The 17,005-nt window shown below is 66.7% G+C and carries 17 protein-coding genes and 2 tRNA genes; all 19 read left to right on the forward strand.

Going from position 1 to position 17,005, the window contains the following annotated elements:
- Positions 1-39: 39 nt before the first annotated feature.
- Positions 40-2,010: a penicillin-binding protein 2 gene (gene mrdA, locus JXA24_00290; GenBank protein ID MBN1282198.1), complete on the forward strand. Its 1,971-nt coding sequence runs from the start codon at positions 40-42 to the stop codon at positions 2,008-2,010.
- 4 nt (positions 2,011-2,014) lie between these two features.
- Complete coding sequence (rodA, locus tag JXA24_00295) at positions 2,015-3,124, forward strand: rod shape-determining protein RodA (GenBank protein MBN1282199.1); 1,110 nt, start codon at positions 2,015-2,017, stop codon at positions 3,122-3,124.
- A gap of 79 nt (positions 3,125-3,203) precedes the next feature.
- Positions 3,204-3,530 carry a thioredoxin gene (gene trxA / locus JXA24_00300; GenBank protein ID MBN1282200.1) on the forward strand — a complete coding sequence of 109 codons (327 nt, stop codon included), beginning with the start codon at positions 3,204-3,206 and terminating at the stop codon, positions 3,528-3,530.
- 274 nt (positions 3,531-3,804) lie between these two features.
- Positions 3,805-3,878, forward strand: a tRNA-Val gene (locus tag JXA24_00305).
- A gap of 58 nt (positions 3,879-3,936) precedes the next feature.
- Positions 3,937-5,682: a threonine--tRNA ligase gene (locus JXA24_00310; protein MBN1282201.1), complete on the forward strand. Its 1,746-nt coding sequence runs from the start codon at positions 3,937-3,939 to the stop codon at positions 5,680-5,682.
- 36 nt (positions 5,683-5,718) lie between these two features.
- Positions 5,719-6,282 (forward strand): translation initiation factor IF-3, encoded by a 564-nt coding sequence (gene infC / locus JXA24_00315; protein ID MBN1282202.1) that lies wholly within the window; start codon positions 5,719-5,721, stop codon positions 6,280-6,282.
- A gap of 75 nt (positions 6,283-6,357) precedes the next feature.
- A complete protein-coding gene (gene rpmI, locus JXA24_00320; GenBank protein MBN1282203.1) occupies positions 6,358-6,555 on the forward strand; it encodes a 50S ribosomal protein L35 in 198 nt (65 codons plus the stop codon).
- Between the two features lie 28 nt (positions 6,556-6,583).
- Positions 6,584-6,934 (forward strand): 50S ribosomal protein L20, encoded by a 351-nt coding sequence (rplT, locus tag JXA24_00325; protein MBN1282204.1) that lies wholly within the window; start codon positions 6,584-6,586, stop codon positions 6,932-6,934.
- A 39-nt stretch (positions 6,935-6,973) separates the two neighbouring features.
- Positions 6,974-7,990 carry a phenylalanine--tRNA ligase subunit alpha gene (gene pheS / locus JXA24_00330; protein ID MBN1282205.1) on the forward strand — a complete coding sequence of 339 codons (1,017 nt, stop codon included), beginning with the start codon at positions 6,974-6,976 and terminating at the stop codon, positions 7,988-7,990.
- Between the two features lie 129 nt (positions 7,991-8,119).
- Positions 8,120-10,183: a phenylalanine--tRNA ligase subunit beta gene (locus JXA24_00335; protein ID MBN1282206.1), complete on the forward strand. Its 2,064-nt coding sequence runs from the start codon at positions 8,120-8,122 to the stop codon at positions 10,181-10,183.
- 61 nt (positions 10,184-10,244) lie between these two features.
- Positions 10,245-10,535 (forward strand): integration host factor subunit alpha, encoded by a 291-nt coding sequence (locus JXA24_00340; GenBank protein MBN1282207.1) that lies wholly within the window; start codon positions 10,245-10,247, stop codon positions 10,533-10,535.
- 83 nt (positions 10,536-10,618) lie between these two features.
- Positions 10,619-11,128, forward strand: coding sequence for a MerR family transcriptional regulator (locus tag JXA24_00345; GenBank protein MBN1282208.1), 510 nt, complete (start codon positions 10,619-10,621; stop codon positions 11,126-11,128).
- Positions 11,129-11,182: 54 nt separating this feature from the next.
- A tRNA-Pro gene (locus tag JXA24_00350) sits at positions 11,183-11,258 on the forward strand.
- A 76-nt stretch (positions 11,259-11,334) separates the two neighbouring features.
- Positions 11,335-11,997: a serine O-acetyltransferase gene (cysE, locus tag JXA24_00355; GenBank protein MBN1282209.1), complete on the forward strand. Its 663-nt coding sequence runs from the start codon at positions 11,335-11,337 to the stop codon at positions 11,995-11,997.
- Between the two features lie 67 nt (positions 11,998-12,064).
- Positions 12,065-13,114 (forward strand): tRNA 2-thiouridine(34) synthase MnmA, encoded by a 1,050-nt coding sequence (mnmA, locus tag JXA24_00360; protein MBN1282210.1) that lies wholly within the window; start codon positions 12,065-12,067, stop codon positions 13,112-13,114.
- On the forward strand, positions 13,102-14,391 hold the full coding sequence (locus JXA24_00365) for a MiaB/RimO family radical SAM methylthiotransferase (GenBank protein ID MBN1282211.1): 1,290 nt from the start codon (positions 13,102-13,104) through the stop codon (positions 14,389-14,391). Before mnmA ends, JXA24_00365 begins: the two co-directional genes overlap by 13 nt.
- Positions 14,388-15,098: a ribonuclease III gene (rnc, locus tag JXA24_00370; GenBank protein ID MBN1282212.1), complete on the forward strand. Its 711-nt coding sequence runs from the start codon at positions 14,388-14,390 to the stop codon at positions 15,096-15,098. Before JXA24_00365 ends, rnc begins: the two co-directional genes overlap by 4 nt.
- Positions 15,099-15,343: 245 nt before the next feature.
- Positions 15,344-15,976, forward strand: a complete 633-nt coding sequence (locus JXA24_00375; protein MBN1282213.1) for an NAD(P)H-dependent oxidoreductase — start codon at positions 15,344-15,346, stop codon at positions 15,974-15,976.
- A gap of 47 nt (positions 15,977-16,023) precedes the next feature.
- The gene (locus tag JXA24_00380; protein MBN1282214.1) at positions 16,024-16,998 is read left to right on the forward strand and encodes a DUF1722 domain-containing protein; all 975 of its coding nucleotides are present in this window, start codon (positions 16,024-16,026) and stop codon (positions 16,996-16,998) included.
- Positions 16,999-17,005: the final 7 nt, after the last annotated feature.

The raw sequence follows: 17,005 nt of genomic DNA on the forward strand, positions 1-17,005 counted from the left end.
CGGGTCCCGGGTTCCGGGTCCCGGTTTACGGGTCACGATATGCGTCTGGTTCAGGAATACACGGCGGACATCGAGCACCGGTTCAAGTACGCGACGATCGCGGTGCTCGTCCTCTTCGCGATAGTCATGGCGAGGATCTTCTACCTGCAGGTGATGAGGGGCAGCTTCTACCACTTCTTCTCCACCGACAACAGCATCAAGGCCTCGAGGATCCCCGCGGTCAGGGGCATGATCTTCGACCGCCGCGGACAGGTGCTGGTCGACAACAGGCCGATGTTCAACGTCATCGTCGTTCCGCAGTACGTGATCGACTGGGAGAGGACCCGCTCCTCCCTTTCGGAGCTGCTCGGCCTCTCGCCGGAGTCGCTCCGCGCCCTCTGGGAGAAGAGGCACGCCCAGCCCAGGTATCAGCCGCTCTACGTCAAGCAGGACGTCACCATGGACGAGATGGCGCTCATCAGGACGCACAAGAACCCCTGGCCCGACCCGAGCGACCCCTACGACCTCAGGGGCGTGGAGGTGGAGGTGAGCTACGAGCGCAACTACCCGGAGTCGAACATAGCCACGCACGTGCTCGGCTACGTGAGGGAGATCGATCCGGGGAGGCTCGCCCGCTACAGGAAGGAGCACCCTGGGCGGTACCGCCTCGGCGACAAGGCCGGCGTGATGGGGCTCGAGGAGATGTGGGACCTGACGCTCCGGGGCGAGGACGGCTACGAGGAGATCATCGTCGACGCGGTCGGCAGGCAGGTCGACTACGAGGGGATCGCGAACGAGCTCTCGGTCAAGCCGGCGGTCGCGGGGGCGAGCCTCAGGCTCACCATCGACCGCGACCTGCAGGAGGTGGCGCGCGACATGTTCGCGGACCGCAAGGGCGCGGCGGTCGCCATCGACCCGAACACCGGCGCGATACTGGCGATGTACAGCTCCCCCTCCTACGACCTCAACAGGCTCGCCGGCCCACGCGGCGCCGAGTACTGGGACGCCATCTCGAAATCGCCGGAGAAGTTTCTCCTCAACAGGGCGATCCAGGGCGGGTACCCGCCCGGCTCCACCTACAAGGTGCTCAACGCCATCGCTGCGCTCTCGGAGAAGGTGGTGAGGCCCGACGAGAACGTCCACTGCGGCGGAGGTCTCCCCTACGGCGGAAGGACCTATCGCTGCTGGACGAGCCACGGCGCGATCTCGCTCGAGAGGGCGATATCCCAGTCGTGCGACGTCTACTTCTATCAGATGGGGCTCAGGCTCGGCGTGGACAGGCTGGCGAAGTACGCGGACATCATGGGGCTCGGCAGAAAGACCGGCGTCCCCATATCGGGCGAGAGCCCCGGCCTCATACCGACCTCGGAGTGGAAGCAGAAGAGGTTCGGGGTCCCGTGGCAGCTTGGGGAGAACCTCTCCATAGCGGTGGGGCAGGGATACAACGTGGTGGTCCCCATACAGAACGCGCTGCTGGCGGCACAGGTCGCAAACGGCGGCAAGAAGCTCGACCTGCACCTCGTGGAGGCGGCCTACGACGTCGACGGCAACGAGACGTACCGATGGAGGCCGCCGGAGAAGCTCGAGGACCTGCCCATAGACAAGGAGGTGCTGGCCCTCGTGAAGAGGGGGATGGACGGCGCTACGAAGCCCGGCGGCACCGCGGGCCGCCTCTCGTGGCTCTACGAGGTGAGCATGGGGGGCAAGACCGGGACCGCGCAGGTCGTCTCCACGGAGAGGGCCGGCTCCTGCGTCGGGGAGAGGTGCCGCGACCACGCCTGGTTCATAGGCTACGCACCCGCGGAGGCGCCCGAGATAGCGGCATCGGCGGTGGTGGAGCACGGCGGCTTCGGGGCTTCGGCCGCGGCCCCCATAGTCGGCGCCATGCTCCAGAGGTATCACGACATCATGCACGGCAGGGAGGACGCGGGCGAGGTCAAGCTCAAGGAGGGCATGAAGCGGGCGATCAGCGAGGACAAATCCGATCTCGAGCGGGCCTCGTCCGGCGATGCCTCGGGGGAAGGGGAGTGAGCCGATGTTCTCAGGGCTGAGGAGATTCAACGAGGGGTTCCACTGGTCCATGGCCGCCGTGGTCGGCGCGCTCGTCTGCGTCGGGCTCATAAACCTCTACAGCGCCGTCTACTTCTGGGGCGAGGGGGGCTCCACCGCGCTCTTCTGGTCGCAGCTGCTCTGGATGGCCATCGGCGTGCTCATGATGCTCCTGGTGACCGCGAGCGACTACAGGGTGTTCCACCGCTTCGCGATACCGGCGTACGCGGTCGCGTGCGCGCTGCTGGCGCTGTCGCTCGTGCTGGGGAGCGTGATCCGCGGGACGCAGGGGTGGATAAAGCTGGGCCCGGTGTCGCTTCAGCCGGCGGAGATCGCCAAGGTCTGCTACATCTTCGTCGCCGCCCGCTATTTCGCGGACCACCCGAACCCGGACGGGTACGCGCTCGCCGACCTCTGGAAGCCGGGGCTCGCGATGCTCCTGCCCTGCGGGCTCATCATCGCGCAGGGCGATCTCGGCTCGTCGCTGTTCCTCATGCTCATCTTCGTTTCCATGGCGCTCTTCGCGAAGGTCCGCAGAAAGACCCTCGTGGTCTGCGCGACGATCGGGGTCGTCGCCGCGGCGGGCGTCTACGCATTCGGCCTCAAGGAGTATCAGCGGGACAGGATCTTCAACTTCATGCACCCCGAGGCGGACGTGAAGGGGGGCGGCTATCACCTCGTCCAGTCCAAGATCGCCGTGGGCTCGGGCAGGTTCTTCGGCAAGGGGTATCTCAAGGGCAACATCAACAAGCTGCGCTACCTGCCGGAGCGCCACACCGACTTCATATTCCCGGTCCTGGCCGAGGAGTGGGGCTTCGCCGGGTCGATCGTGGTGCTGGCCCTCTACGCCTCGCTGCTCCTCATGGGCGTGGACATAGCTGCCAGGGCCCGCGACCGCTTCGGCGCCTTCGTCTCCATGGGGGTGGTCTCGCTGCTCTTCTGGCAGATCGCCGTGAACCTCGGGGGGGTGCTCGGGCTCATCCCGCTCACCGGCGTCACGCTGCCGCTTTTGAGCTACGGCGGCTCCTCGATGATAGCGATCATGGTCGCGCTGGGCCTCCTCTTCAGCGTGCACCTGCGGCGCTTCCGCTTCTAGATGGAGTTGAAATCGCTTGCCATTTCGGCCGGCATTAACTAATTACGGGTGTCTTTCATCAAATCATAAGGGAGGGGAGATGGCAGGGAACCTGATTGAGGTCACCGATTCGACGTTCCAGAACGAGGTGCTCGACTCTGCGCTGCCGGTGCTGGTGGATTTCTGGGCCGCCTGGTGCGGGCCGTGCCTGGCGCTCGCCCCGTCCATCGAGGCGGTGGCCGGCGAGCAGGCCGGCAAGGTCAAGGTCTGCAAGCTCGACGTGGACTCAAACCCCGAGGTCGCCGGCAAGTTCGGCATACGCAGCATACCCACGATCATCCTCTTCAAGGCAGGGCAGCCCGCGGCGCAGATGGTCGGCAACCTTCCCAAGGCGGCGATAGACGACTTCTTGAAAATGCACGCATAAGTTGTTTGGTATCAATAGGATATAATTGACATGTCATCCACCACTTCATGTGGTGGATGATTTTTTAAGGAAAATCATTTGCTTGACATTTATGGGGTCATTCTCTATTTCAGAAATCACTATATTTTCTCAGGGCGTATAGCTCAGCCCCGATGCCGCGCACCTTTTTCATGGAAAAAGTACGGGCGGCATCGAGGGTCCTCGGTCCGGCAGATGATTTTTTGTTCCAAAAAATCATGCCGGACCGGGATTGGCTGGAGCACCTTGAAAACATGGGCCTTTAGCTCAGATGGCTAGAGCGCTTGCTCGACACGCAAGAGGTCACTGGTTCGAGTCCAGTAAGGCCCACAGTTACAGCAGGGAATAGGGCGTAGGGCTTAGGGCGTAGGGTAGAGGGAATAAGAAAATGACAGAGAAGGGCGACAAGGAGATGCTCGAGCTCGAGAGGCTCAGGCACAGCGCGGCGCACGTGATGGCCGACGCGGTCTGCCGCCTCTTCCCGGGGGTGAAGATCACGATAGGGCCCGCTATAGAGGAGGGGTTCTACTACGACTTCGACTTCAAGCGCCCGTTCACCTCCGAGGACCTGGCCAAGATCGAGGAGGAGATGCGGCGCATCGCGGACGCGAAGCTCCCGTTCATCTGCGAGGAGGTCACGCGCGACGAGGCGCGCGCGATCTTCAAGGGCGAGCCGTACAAGGTCGAGCTCATAGACGAGCTGCCCGAGGGGGAGCGCATCACCATCTACCGCCACGGCGAGTTCACGGACCTCTGCCGCGGCCCGCACGTCGAGGACACGGGGAAGATCGGCGCGTTCAAGCTCCTCTCGGTCGCCGGCGCATACTGGCGGGGCGACGAGAAGCGGGCGCAGCTGCAGCGCATCTACGGCACCGCGTTCCCCACGGAGGAGGAGCTCGCCTCCCACCTCTCGAAGCTCGAGGAGGCGGCCAGGCGCGACCACAGAAAGCTCGGCCGCGAGCTCGATCTCTACTCCACCCTCGAGGACCTGGGGCCGGGGCTCATCCTCTGGCACCCCATGGGCGGCCGCATCCGCAAGGCGATGGAGGACTTCTGGCGCGACGAGCACGTGCGGAACGGCTACGAGATCCTCTTCACGCCGCACATCGCCCGCCTCGAGCTCTGGAAGACCTCCGGCCACTGGGACTTCTACCGCGAGAACATGTACTCCCCGATGATGGTTGACGACATGGAGTACGAGCTCAAGCCGATGAACTGCCCGTTCCACATCGAAATCTACAAGTCGAGGCTCCGCAGCTACCGCGAGTTCCCCATGCGGTGGGCGGAGCTGGGGACCGTCTACCGCTACGAGCGGTCGGGCGTCCTCCACGGCCTCATGCGCGTGCGCGGCTTCACGCAGGACGACGCGCACATCTTCTGCCGCAGCGACCAGCTCGAGGAGGAGATCGAGCGGGTGCTCGGCTTCTCGCTGCACATCCTCCGCTCGTTCGGCTTTGCCGACTACGACATCTATCTGTCCACCAAGCCGGACAAGCACGTGGGCGACGATGCGGCTTGGGAGCTGGCCGAGGGGGCCCTTCGCCGCGCGCTCGAGAAGACCGGCGTCGCCTTCGAGGTCGACCCGGGCGAGGGGGTCTTCTACGGCCCCAAGATCGACATCAAGATAAAGGACTCGCTCGGCCGCGCCTGGCAGTGCACCACCATCCAGGTCGATTTCAACCTGCCGGAGCGGTACCGCATGGAGTACGTGGGCAGCGACGGGGCGCGCCACCAGCCCATCATGATACACCGCGCGCTCATGGGCTCGCTCGAGCGGTTCTTCGGGGTGCTCATCGAGCACTACGCGGGGGCGTTCCCGGCGTGGCTCGCCCCGGTGCAGGCTAGGGTCCTCTCGGTGAGCGAGGGGCAGGCCCCCTACGCGAGGGAGGTGGCCGCGAGGCTCGCGCAGGCGGGGTTCCGCGCCGAGGCGGACGACCGCAGCGAGAAGCTCGGCCTCAAGATAAGGGAGGCCCAGCTCTCGAAGGTCCCGTACATGCTCGTCGTGGGCGCGAGGGAGGCCGAGGCCGGGTCTGTGTCGGTCCGCTCGCGCAGGGAGGGCGACCTCGGCGCGATGGCGGCGGACTCCTTCGCGGAGAGGCTCGGCAAAGAGGTATCGGAGCGCATCTGCTCCTGAGGGAAGCTCGAAACGCAAAACAAAGGAGGTGCGGCTATTCGACCCAACTTCAATCCGAACGCAAGGCGTGACAGGGAAGGCGACCTGAGGACCAACCGCCGGATCCGCGTGCCCGAGGTGAGGCTCATCGACGACGCGGGCGAGCAGCAGGGCGTGGTCGCTACGCAGCAGGCGATGCGCATGGCCGAGGAGGCGGGTCTGGATCTGGTGGAGATATCGCCCACGTCAAGGCCGCCGGTCTGCAAGATCATGGACTACGGCAGGTACAAGTACGAGCAGGCCAAGCGCAAGCACGAGCAGAAGAAGAAGCAGACCGTGGTCGTGATCAAGGAGATCAAGATGCGGCCCGGCACCGACGAGCACGACTTCCAGACCAAGCTCCGGCACATAAAGAGGTTCCTGGAGGAGGGCGACAAGGTCAAGATCACGATCCGCTTCAGGGGGCGCGAGATGGCCCACATGAACCTGGGCCACGAGCGCATGAAGAGGGTGGTCGCCGAGGTCAAGGAGATAGGCGAGCCTGAGAACTACCCGAAGATGGAGGAGAGGCAGCTCTTCATGATGCTCGGGCCCCTCAAGAAGAAGGCCCCCCAGGGCTGACGGCGGCAGCACAGCACCCCGGGGTCGTGCTACAGCGAATGCCGCGCGCGAACGCGCCCGGCGGAAAGGACAAAGATGCCCAAGATGAAGACCAAGAGGAGCGCAGCGAAGCGCTTCCGCGCGACAAAGAGCGGGAAGATAAAGAGGAAGCGCTCGAAGCTGCGCCACATCCTCACGAGCAAGACCACCAAGCAGAAGAGGCGGCTGCGCTCCTCGGCCTATGTCTCGAAGGCCGACGAGAAGCGCGTCGCGCGTCTTCTCAGGATAAAGTAGCACTCACAACGAAAGGAAGGGTAGGAAGATGCCTCGAGCAAAACGCGGTTTCAAGGGAAGGCGGCGCCACAAGAAGGTGCTCAAGCAGGCGAAGGGATATTTCGGCTCCCGCAACCGCCTGATCCGCACCGCCATGGAGGCGGTGGACCACGCGCTGAAGTACGCCTACGTCGGGCGCAAGCTCAAGAAGCGCGACTTCAGGTCCCTCTGGCAGACACGCATACAGGCCGGCGCCAGGGTGGCCGGCACCTCTTACAGCCGCCTGATGGGGGACCTCAAGAGGCGGGACGTGGGGCTCAACAGGAAGATGCTGGCGGAGCTGGCGCGCAGCCACCCCGAGGACTTCCAGGTCCTCGTGAACATGGCCGGCGAACTGTAGGGGTTTTTCCGAAAGGCGGGGACCGCTTTGAAGGAAAGAATCCTTGATGAGATCGCCCGGATAAAGCGGCAGGCCGAGAGCGAGCTTGCGGCCGTGAGCGACGTCGCCTCGGCCGAGGCCTGCCGCGTCAGATTCCTGGGCCGCAGGGGCCTCATCACCTCGGTGCTCAAGTCGCTGAGGGACGTCCCGTCCGAGGTGCGCCCGGAGGTGGGCCGCGAGATAAACACGGCCAAGTCCATGGTCGAGTCGAGGCTCTCGGGCCTCATCTCGTCTCTCGGCAGGGCGGAGGTCGAGGGCGCGATGGATAAGCAGCGCATAGACATCACCCTCCCCGCGAGGGGGGCGCGCCGCGGCAGGGAGCACCCGCTCCGAAAGGCGATGGCGGAGGTCCTCTCGATATTCACCGACCTAGGCTTCTCGGTGCACGAGGGCCCCGAGATCGAGACCGACTACTACAACTTCGAGGCGCTGGGGGTGCCGGCCGACCACCCGGCCAGGGAGATGCAGGACACGTTCTACGTGGAGGGGGGGCGGCTCCTCCGCACACACACCTCGCCGGTCCAGATCCGCGTGATGGAGTCGAAGAGGCCGCCGATATGCGCGGTCTTCCCGGGCGCGGTGTTCCGGCGGGACAACGACGTCTCCCACTCGCCGATGTTCCACCAGGTCGAGGGGCTGATGGTCGACCGCCGCATTACGATGGGCGACCTCAAGGGGGTGCTGTCCGCGTTCTGCCGCCGCATGTTCGGGACCTCGGTCGGCGTGCGGTTCAGGCCGAGCTACTTCCCGTTCACCGAGCCCTCCGCGGAGGTGGACATAAGGTGCGTGATGTGCGGCGGCGCGGGATGCAGGGTCTGCAAGCAGACCGGGTGGATCGAGATACTCGGCTGCGGGATGGTGGACCCGGTGGTCTTCGGCCACGTGAAGATCGACCCGAAGGCGTACACGGGGTTCGCGTTCGGCATGGGCGTGGAGAGGATCGCCATGCTCAAGTACGCCATCGGCGACATAAGGTTATTCTTTGAGAACGATCTGAGATTTCTGGAGCAGTTTTAAAGGCCGTGACTGGTAACTGGCGACTGGCGGTATCACGCCAGTCACGAGTCACGAGTCACGAGTCACGAGTTACGAGTTACGAGTCACGAGTCACGAGTCACGAGTCACGAGTCACGAGTCACGGATCTTATGAGAGCACCGCTCGACTGGATACAGGAGTTCGTGGAGGCGAGGGCGAGGCCCGAGAGGCTGGCCCATGCGCTCACCATGAGCGGCCTCGAGGTGGAGTCGATGGAGAGGGCGGGCAGGACCGCCGTCTTCGAGATAGGGGTCACCCCGAACAGGGCCGACTGCCTCTCCATCATAGGGCTCGCGCGCGAGGTCGCCGCGGTCACCGGCGCGCGCCTCTGTGTCGATGAGGCGAAGCCGCCTCGCGGCGAGGGGAGGATGGACCGCCTCGCCCGCGTCTCGGTCCGGTCCCGGTCCCGCTGCCCCAGGTACGCGGCCCGCGTGATAAGGGGCGTGAGGACAGGGCCGTCGCCGCAGCGGGTGAGCGCGAGGCTCGCCGCGTGCGGCATCCGCTCGGTCAACAACGTGGTCGACGCGACCAACTACGTCATGCTCGAGACCGGCCAGCCGCTGCACGCCTTCGACCTCGCGAGGATCGCGGGCGCGAGGATCGTCGTGAGGCGGGCGGGGGCGGACCGGAGGTTCACGACCCTCGACGGGGTGGAGAGGACGCTTGCCCCCTCCGACCTCATGATCTGCGACGCAGAGGGGCCGGTGGCGATCGCCGGCGTGATGGGCGGGGAGAACTCCGAGGTCGGCGAGGGCACGACCGATCTCCTGCTGGAGAGCGCGTTCTTCGAGCCGGCGGGCGTGCGCGCCACATCGCGCAGGCTCGGCCTCTCCACCGAGTCCTCCAGGCGCTTCGAGCGGGGGGTCGACCCCAACGGCGCGCTCGGCGCGCTCCACAGCGTCGCCGCGCTGATCGTCGAGACCGCGGGGGGCACGCCCTCCTCCGACTGGGTCGACCTGTATCCCGAGAGGATCGGCCCGCGGCGCATCGCGCTCGATGCGGGGGAGGCGAACCGCATCCTCGGCACCTCCCTCTCGGCCGCCGCCATGGCCTCGCTGCTCAAGAGGCTTGGGCTCGGGGCCGAAGTGAGGGGGAGGGGCAGGGTCTCGGTCTCGGTCCCGACTCACAGGCCGGACCTCACGAGGCCGGTGGACCTCGTCGAGGAGGTGGCCAGGCTCCACGGCTACGGCTCCATAGAGGAGACCATGCCGGCGATGTCCATGGCCCCGATCGCCAGGCCCCGCTTCATGCGCGAGGAGCGCATCGTGCGCGAGGCGATGATCGGCGCGGGCCTCTCCGAGGCGGTGGTGTACGGATTCGCCTCCGCAGAGGCGCTCGCCGCCTTCTCGCAGGGCGGCCCGGAGCCGATCCGCATCGAGAACCCGCTCTCGTCGGAGCAGTCGGCCATGGTCACCACGCTCCTGCCGGGCCTCGTCGAGGCGGCGCGCGAAAACCTCATGCGGCAGCGCGGGGACGTGCGGCTGTTCGCGCTCCAGAGGGTCTTCCTCCGGGGGGCGAAGGCGCCGGGCTCCGCCGACGAGCCGCGCAGGGTCGCGGGCGTGCTCACCGGCGCGAGGTGGCCCGGCTCCTGGGAGCGCTCCGGCGAGGGGGCCGACTTCTACGACGCGAAGCTGTTCGTGGAGACCGCGGCGGCGGCGCTCGGCCTCTCGGGCGAGCTCGTGTTCCAGAGGGGCGAGCCGCCTGCCTTTCTTCATCCGGGCAGGTTCGCGCACGTTCTGATGGACGGCTCGAGGGCCGGCTTCGTGGGCCAGATGCACCCCGACCTCGCGCGCAGGCTGGACGTCGCGCAGGACCTCTACGCGTTCGAGCTCGACTTCGAGCTCATGGCCGGGCTCTCGCACGCGAGGGTGGAGCGGTTCAGGGAGTTCTCGCGCTTCCCGTTCGTCACAAGGGACGTCGCGGTCGTGCTCGACGAGGCGGTCCCCCTCTGCGAGGTGGAGAGGGCGATCTCGGCGAGCGGGGTCGAGATCCTCGACGGCGTGAGGGTCTTCGACCTCTTCCGCGGCGGCCCCCTGCCCTCCGGGAAGAAGAGCATGGCGCTCACCCTCAGGTTCTCGCGCCCCGACAGGACGCTGACCGACGGGGAGGTCCAAAAGGCGCACGCGCGGATAGTGGAAGAGCTCTCGGCAAAGCTTGGCGCTGTGCTGAGGTGAGTTTTTTCTCTCAACAGGGCGGGCTGGCCGCAGGGCCTGGTCCGCAGGAAGGGAGGCAGTCATGACGAAGGCCGAAATAATCGAGCAGATCTACGAGAAGGTCGGGTTTTCGAAGAAGGAGTCGGCCGAGATTGTGGAGCTGGTGTTCGACACGATGAAGGAGACGCTCGAGCGCGGGGAGAAGATAAAGATCTCGGGCTTCGGCAACTTCGTGGTCAGGCAGAAGAGGCCGAGGATCGGCCGCAACCCGCAGACCGGCGAGGAGATCGAGATCACGGCCCGCAGGGTGCTCACGTTCAGGCCCAGCCAGGTGCTCAAGTCGGCGCTCAACAGGGGCGAGGCGCAGCAGTAGGTGCGCTCGGCGGCTCGACTCCGGCGCCGGATACTGTTTCCGGTCCGCCCGGGCCCGGCCGCGCGCGCGGGGAGGGGAGGGTTATGCCACAGATCCCTAACAAGCTCTATTTTCGAATCGGCGAGGTGAGCGACCTGGTGGGGGTGAAGCCGTACGTGCTGCGTTACTGGGAGTCGGAGTTCACCGACATCAAGCCGTCGAAGTCGAAGTCGGGCCAGCGCCTCTACAAGCGCCGCGACGTGGAGCTCCTGCTCCGCATAAAGGAGCTGCTCTACGAGGAGCGCTTCACCATCAACGGGGCCAGAAAGAGGCTCAAGGATTTCGCCAGGGGCGAGCCGCACGGCGCAGAGGCGCCGGAGCCGGCAACGGGGCCCGGCGACGGACCCGCGGAGGCGGCTGAGGCGGCGGAGGCCGAGGGGGGGCCGAGGCAGCTCGAGGTCTTCGGGGAGGTCGAGGCGGATCAGGACGACGACGAGCCCCTGGATCTTGCGCGGGCCGCGCATGCGGGCGCCCCTCACGACAGGGGGAGCGTCAAGGCGTTCCAGAAGATAAAGCGCGACCTCGAGGAGCTTCTCTCCATGATGAAATCCTGAGGCCCGCTCGGTTTGAGAAACGATTTTTTGCGCATCATGGATCCGGTTTTCAGTCGGGGCGTAGCTCAGCTTGGACTAGAGTGCTTGCTTGGGGTGCAAGAGGTCGCCGGTTCGAATCCGGCCGCCCCGACTGAGGACCTGATCGCCGGGCGCAAAAAATCGTGTCGCATCGGAATCAGGGCGCAAAGGGACGATGGATGCTGAATCTGATCAGGACGATCAGGGACGACTTCAGGATGGTCTTCGAGCGCGACCCGGCGGCCCGCTCCAGGCTCGAGATAGTGCTCTGCTACGCCGGGCTGCACGCCCTCGTATTGCACAGGGTTGCGCATAAATTGTGGATCCATCGCTTGAAGCTCGTCGCCAGGGTCCTTTCCCATTTCTCCCGCTGGATAACCGGCATCGAGATACACCCCGGGGCGACCATAGGCAGCCGCTTCTTCATAGACCACGGCATGGGGATCGTGATCGGCGAGACCGCCGGGATCGGCGACGACGTGACCCTCTATCAGGGGGTGACGCTCGGCGGCGTGAGCTGGAGCAAGGGCAAGCGCCACCCCACGATCGAGGACCGGGTGGTCATAGGCGCGGGCGCCATCGTCCTGGGCCCGGTGCGCATAGGGCACGACAGCAGGATCGGCTCCTCTTCGGTGGTGATCCACGACGTGCCGGACTACTCGACCGTGGTGGGCATCCCCGGCAAGGTCGTGCACCGCCGCGACCCGATCATACACGAGGGCCAGGAGCACGAGTACGACCTGCAGCACGCCACGCTCCCCGACCCGTTCGGCGAGACGATCGACGGCCTGCGCCGGTCGATAACCGAGCTCGAGCGGCGCATCGAATACCTGGAGAAAAAGGAGTCGTGATGACAGGCTTGGATAGCGGCGAATTCAGACGCCGCTCACAGACGACCTCCTGATCCGCCTGAATTCGATGAATATGCATGCACGATCGAAAGAAAAGGTCCTCGTCGCCATGAGCGGCGGGGTGGACTCGTCGGTCGCGGCCGCCGTGCTGATCGAGCGGGGCTTCGACGTGGTCGGCATGTCCATGGAGATGTCCGGCTGCTCCGCCCGCGACAGGATGGACGCGAAAGAGGTCTGCGGGCGCCTCTCGATACCCCACTTCGCCGTCGACGTGAGGGAAGATTTCAGGCGCGAGGTCATGGCCCCGTTCGTCGCCGAGTACGCGGCGGGCCGCACGCCGTCCCCTTGCGCCCTCTGCAATGCGCTGATCAAATTCCCGGCCCTGATGCGCGAGGCGGACCGGCTCGGCGCCCCGCTCGTGGCCACCGGCCACTACGCGCGGGTCGCGGAGCGCGGCGGCCGCTTTCGCCTCCTGCGCGCGCGCGATCCGAAGAAGGACCAGTCGTACTTCCTCTTCCGCGCGGGGCAGCCCGCGCTCTCCCGCCTCCTCCTCCCGCTCGGCGACATGCGCAAGGACGGGGTGAGGCTGATGGCGCGCGAGCTGGGCTTCAAAATAGCGGGCAAGCGCGAGAGCCAGGAGGTCTGCTTCGCGCCGGACGGCGACTACGCGGCGTTCGTGGAGTCGTGGGAGGGGGCGCCGCTCGCAGGTCCGGGGGAGTTCGTCGACGCCTCGGGACGCACGCTAGGCGTCCACCGCGGCATACACCGCTACACGGTCGGCCAGCGCAGGGGGATCGGCTTCGGCGGCGGGGCGAGGCGATACGTGACCGCGATCGACGCGGCGGCCAACCGCGTGGTCCTGGGCCCCGACGGGGCGCTCATGAGGCGCGAGATCGCGCTCTCGGGCGTGACGTGGGCGGCGGGCGCTCCCGCCTCCGCGTGCACGGCGACGGTGAAGATCCGCTCCACGCACCGGGGCGCGGCCGCCCGCATCGAGCCGCTCCCGGGGGGCGATCTCCGCGTCATCTTCGAGAGCCCTGTGCGCGCCGCGGCAGCGGGACAGGCGGCGGTGATCTACGACGGGGACGAGGTCGCAGGCGGAGGGTGGATCGAGTGACGACGGTTGCCATCACCACATTGGGCTGCAAGGCGAACTGGGCCGACTCGGAGGCCCTCTCGCAGAGACTCGCTGCGGCCGGGATCGAGATCGTCCCCTTCGACGCGGAGGCGGAGATCTACGTGGTCAACACCTGCACGGTCACCGCGCTCGCCTCCGCTCAGTCGAGGCAGACGATCCGCAGGGCCCTGAGGAGGGCCCCCTCCGCCCGCGTGATCGCGGCCGGATGCCTCGGCGAGATGTCGCGCGACTCCCTCGCGCGCATCCGCGGCGTGGAGGCGGTCTTCGGCGCGGCCGGCCGCGGCGGGCTCGCGGACCACATCCTCCGGCGCGCGGGGCTCGCCCCGGACCCCTGCCGCGGCGACGCCGGCTTCGGCCCGGTCCCGGACGGCGCCCAGTCCAGGGCGCGCGCCTTCCTCAAGATACAGGACGGCTGCGACAAGCGGTGCGCCTACTGCATAATAACGATGGCGCGCGGCGCCTCCAGGAGCATGCCGGCCGCCGACGCCGTGGCCGCCGCCCGCCGGCTGGGCCGGCACCACCGCGAGATAGTCCTCGCCGGCATCGACGTCGGCCAGTACGGGCTCGATCTCGAGCCCCACACCTCGATCCTCGAGCTGATCGCGGCGCTGGCGGCCGACCCTGCGGTCCCGCGCGTGAGGCTCTCCTCCCTGGGCCCCGGGATGGTCGACGCGCGCCTCGCGGGCGCGATCGCCTCCGGCGGGATATGCAGGCACGTGCACCTCTCTATCCAGAGCGGCGCCGACCCCGTGCTCGCGAGGATGCGCAGGGGCTACAGGGCCGGCGACGCCGCGGCCGCGGCGGAGAGGCTCGCGGCGGCGGTGCCCGGGATAGCGGTGACGGGCGATCTCATCGCGGGGCTCCCGGGCGAGACCCGCGGCGACCACGAGGCCACGATGCGGCTGATCGAGAAGATGCCGATCGCGGGCCTTCACGTCTTCCCGTACTCGCCGCGCGATGGCACCGAGGCCGCGCGCATGCCCGGCCAGGTCCCGCACGCGGTGAGGAGGGGCAGGGCGGCCGACCTCAGGGCGCTGGCCGCGGAGAAGAGGGGCGCGTTTCTCGAGGGCCTGATCGGGACCCCCCTGGATGTCATCGTCACGTCGAGGGGGCCCGACCGGCGCGGCATGGTCGAGGCGTTCTCCGACAACGGGGTCTCGGTCTCGCTGCCCGCGGGAAAGATCGGCTACGGACAGCTCGGCAGGGCCTCCATCGCGTCCGTGAGCGGCGTCGCCGCCGCAGGGGAGTGGCTATGACGAAAGAGGAGAAGGCGAGGTTCAAGGCGCTGGAGAAGTCGATCGGCTACAGGTTCAGGCGCAGGGAGCATCTGCGCCGCGCCCTCACGCACAAGTCGTACGCGAACGAGCTGAGGATGGCCTACGCCGATCACAACGAGAGGCTGGAGTTTCTCGGCGACGCGGTGCTCGAGCTCGCGATCAGCCACCTGCTCATGGAGCGCTTCACCGAGTTCCCGGAGGGGGAGCTCAGCAAGCTTCGCGCCGCGGTGGTGAACGAGGGGCAGCTGGCCGAGATCGCGCGCGAGGTCGGGCTGGGCGACTATCTCTACCTCGGCAAGGGCGAGGACCAGACCGGCGGCCGCGACAAGCCGTCGCTGCTCTCCGACGCGCTCGAGGCGGTCTTCGGCGCGATCTACCTCGACCGCGGCTTCGGCAAGGCGTTCGTGGTGATAGAGGGGCTCTACGAGGACCTGCTCGAGCGCGCGGGCGGCGTGGGGTTCGTGCGCGACTTCAAGACCAGGCTGCAGGAGGTCTCGCAGGCGCGCTTCCGCGCGGTGCCGCGCTACAGGCTCGCGAGCACGACCGGCCCCGACCACGCCAAGACCTTCGAGGTGCAGCTCTTTATCCAGGACACGCTCTGGGGCACGGGCTGCGGCGCATCCAAGAAGGCGGCCGAGCAGGCCGCCGCCTCCGAAGCCCTCGCCAAACTCGAATCCGGCGAGTAGCCGACGAAGGGGTCAAGTCTTGACAATGGACAGCTTTTGAAAGCTGTCCATTGTCAAGACTTGACCCCTTCGTCTGTCACAAATCGATATTGCGTAATTATATCAAAGCATTAAGTGGTCTATCGGTCAAAGCTCAAAGCTGTCCATTGTCAAGACTTGACCCCTTTGTTTGACCCCTTTGTTCCCCTTTGTTGACTATTGTCAAAGATCGACCCTGTTGTTAATTTCGGTAAAAGGGGGATGCGATGGGCAGGATTCTCTACGTCAAGGGATCGCCGAGGGGGGAGCGCTCCCACTCGCTCGCGGTCGCGGACCGGTTCCTCGAGGCGTACGCGCGGCGCGACCCCGCGGCCGAGGTCGCGGTCCACGACCTCGCCGCCATGCGGCTCCCGGCGCTGGACGCCGCCACGCTCGAGGCCAAGTACGCGATCATGCACGGCTCCGCGCCCTCTGCCGATGCGCAGCGCCTGTGGCGCGGCGTGGAGTCGCTGATCGGGGAGTTCCTCGCGGCCGAGAAATACGTCTTCGCGGTGCCGATGTGGAACTTCGGCATACCCTACGCGCTCAAGCACTATCTCGACGTCGTCATCCAGCCCGGCTACACCTTCTCGTTCTCGCCGGAGAAAGGCTACGCCGGCCTCGCCGGCGGCCGGCCCGCGTTTATCTCCTACGCCAGCGGCGGCGAGTACGAGCCCGGCACAGGCGGCGAGGCGCTCGACCACTGCCGCAGCTACATGAAGCTCGCGCTCTCGTTCATCGGCATAACGGACGTGCGCCACGTCGCGGTCGAGCCCACGATGCAGAGGGGCGAGGACGAGGCGGCGCGCCGCCGGGATGCGGCGATCGAGCGGGCGCTGGCCATGGCCGACGGCTTCTGACCACGACCAGTAACAAGCTGATAGTTTCTGGTAGGTGAGGTGAGGGAATGAGAAACTTCGCGCGACCCAGGCTGTTCGCCAGCCGCTGCCTCGGCTTCGAGGCGTGCCGCTGGAACGGCGTCACCATCCCCGACAGGTTCGTCGAGTCGCTTGCGCCGCACGTCGATTTCGTCACCAGCTGCCCCGAGGTCGAGGTCGGCCTCGGCGTGCCGCGCGATCCCATCAGGATCGTCGCCTCGGGCGCCGATCGCAGGCTCGTGCAGCCGGCCACCGGCCGCGACGTCTCCGAAGTGATGCGCGCCTGCGTCGCCCGCATCCTCGACTCGCTCCCCGACGTCGACGGCTTCCTGCTCAAGAGCCGCTCCCCCTCGTGCGGCCTGCGCGACGTGCGCCTCTACCCGCGCGAGGGCAAGGTCGCGGCGGTCACCTCGAAGGGGCAGGGGTTCTTCGGCGGCGAGGTGCTCGCGCGCTTCCCGCACAAGGCGGTCGAGGACGAGGCGCGCATCATGGACTTTCGCATCAGGGAGAACTTCCTCACCAAGCTCTTCGCCATCGCCGACTTCCGCACGGTCCGCGCCTCGGGCGCGATGCGCGACCTCGTGGACTTCCACTCGCGCAACAAGTACATGCTCATGGCGTACAGCCAGCGCCAGCTATCGGTGCTCGGCAACATCGTCGCGAACGCGGAGAGGGCCGCGCCGGCCGAGGTCATCGCCCGCTACGCGGCGGAGCTCTGCAAGGGCTGCGAGAGATCGCCGCGCTACACCTCGAACATAAACGCGCTGATGCACGCCTTCGGCCACCTCTCGAAGGGGCTCGGCGGCGGCGAGCGCGCCTACTTCCTCGAGACGCTCGAGGCCTACCGCAAGAGCCGCGTCCCGCTCTCGGTGCCCCTTTCGATCCTGCGCTCGTTCGTCGTCCGCTTCGGCGACAGCTATCTCATGGCCCAGACCTTCTTCGAGCCGTTCCCGGAGGATCTGGTCACGGTCACCGACTCGGGCAAGGGCAGGGAGCGCAGGTGAGGGGTCA

The organism is Pseudomonadota bacterium (assembly GCA_016927275.1).
GTDB lineage: Bacteria > UBA10199 > UBA10199 > 2-02-FULL-44-16 > JAAZCA01 > JAFGMW01.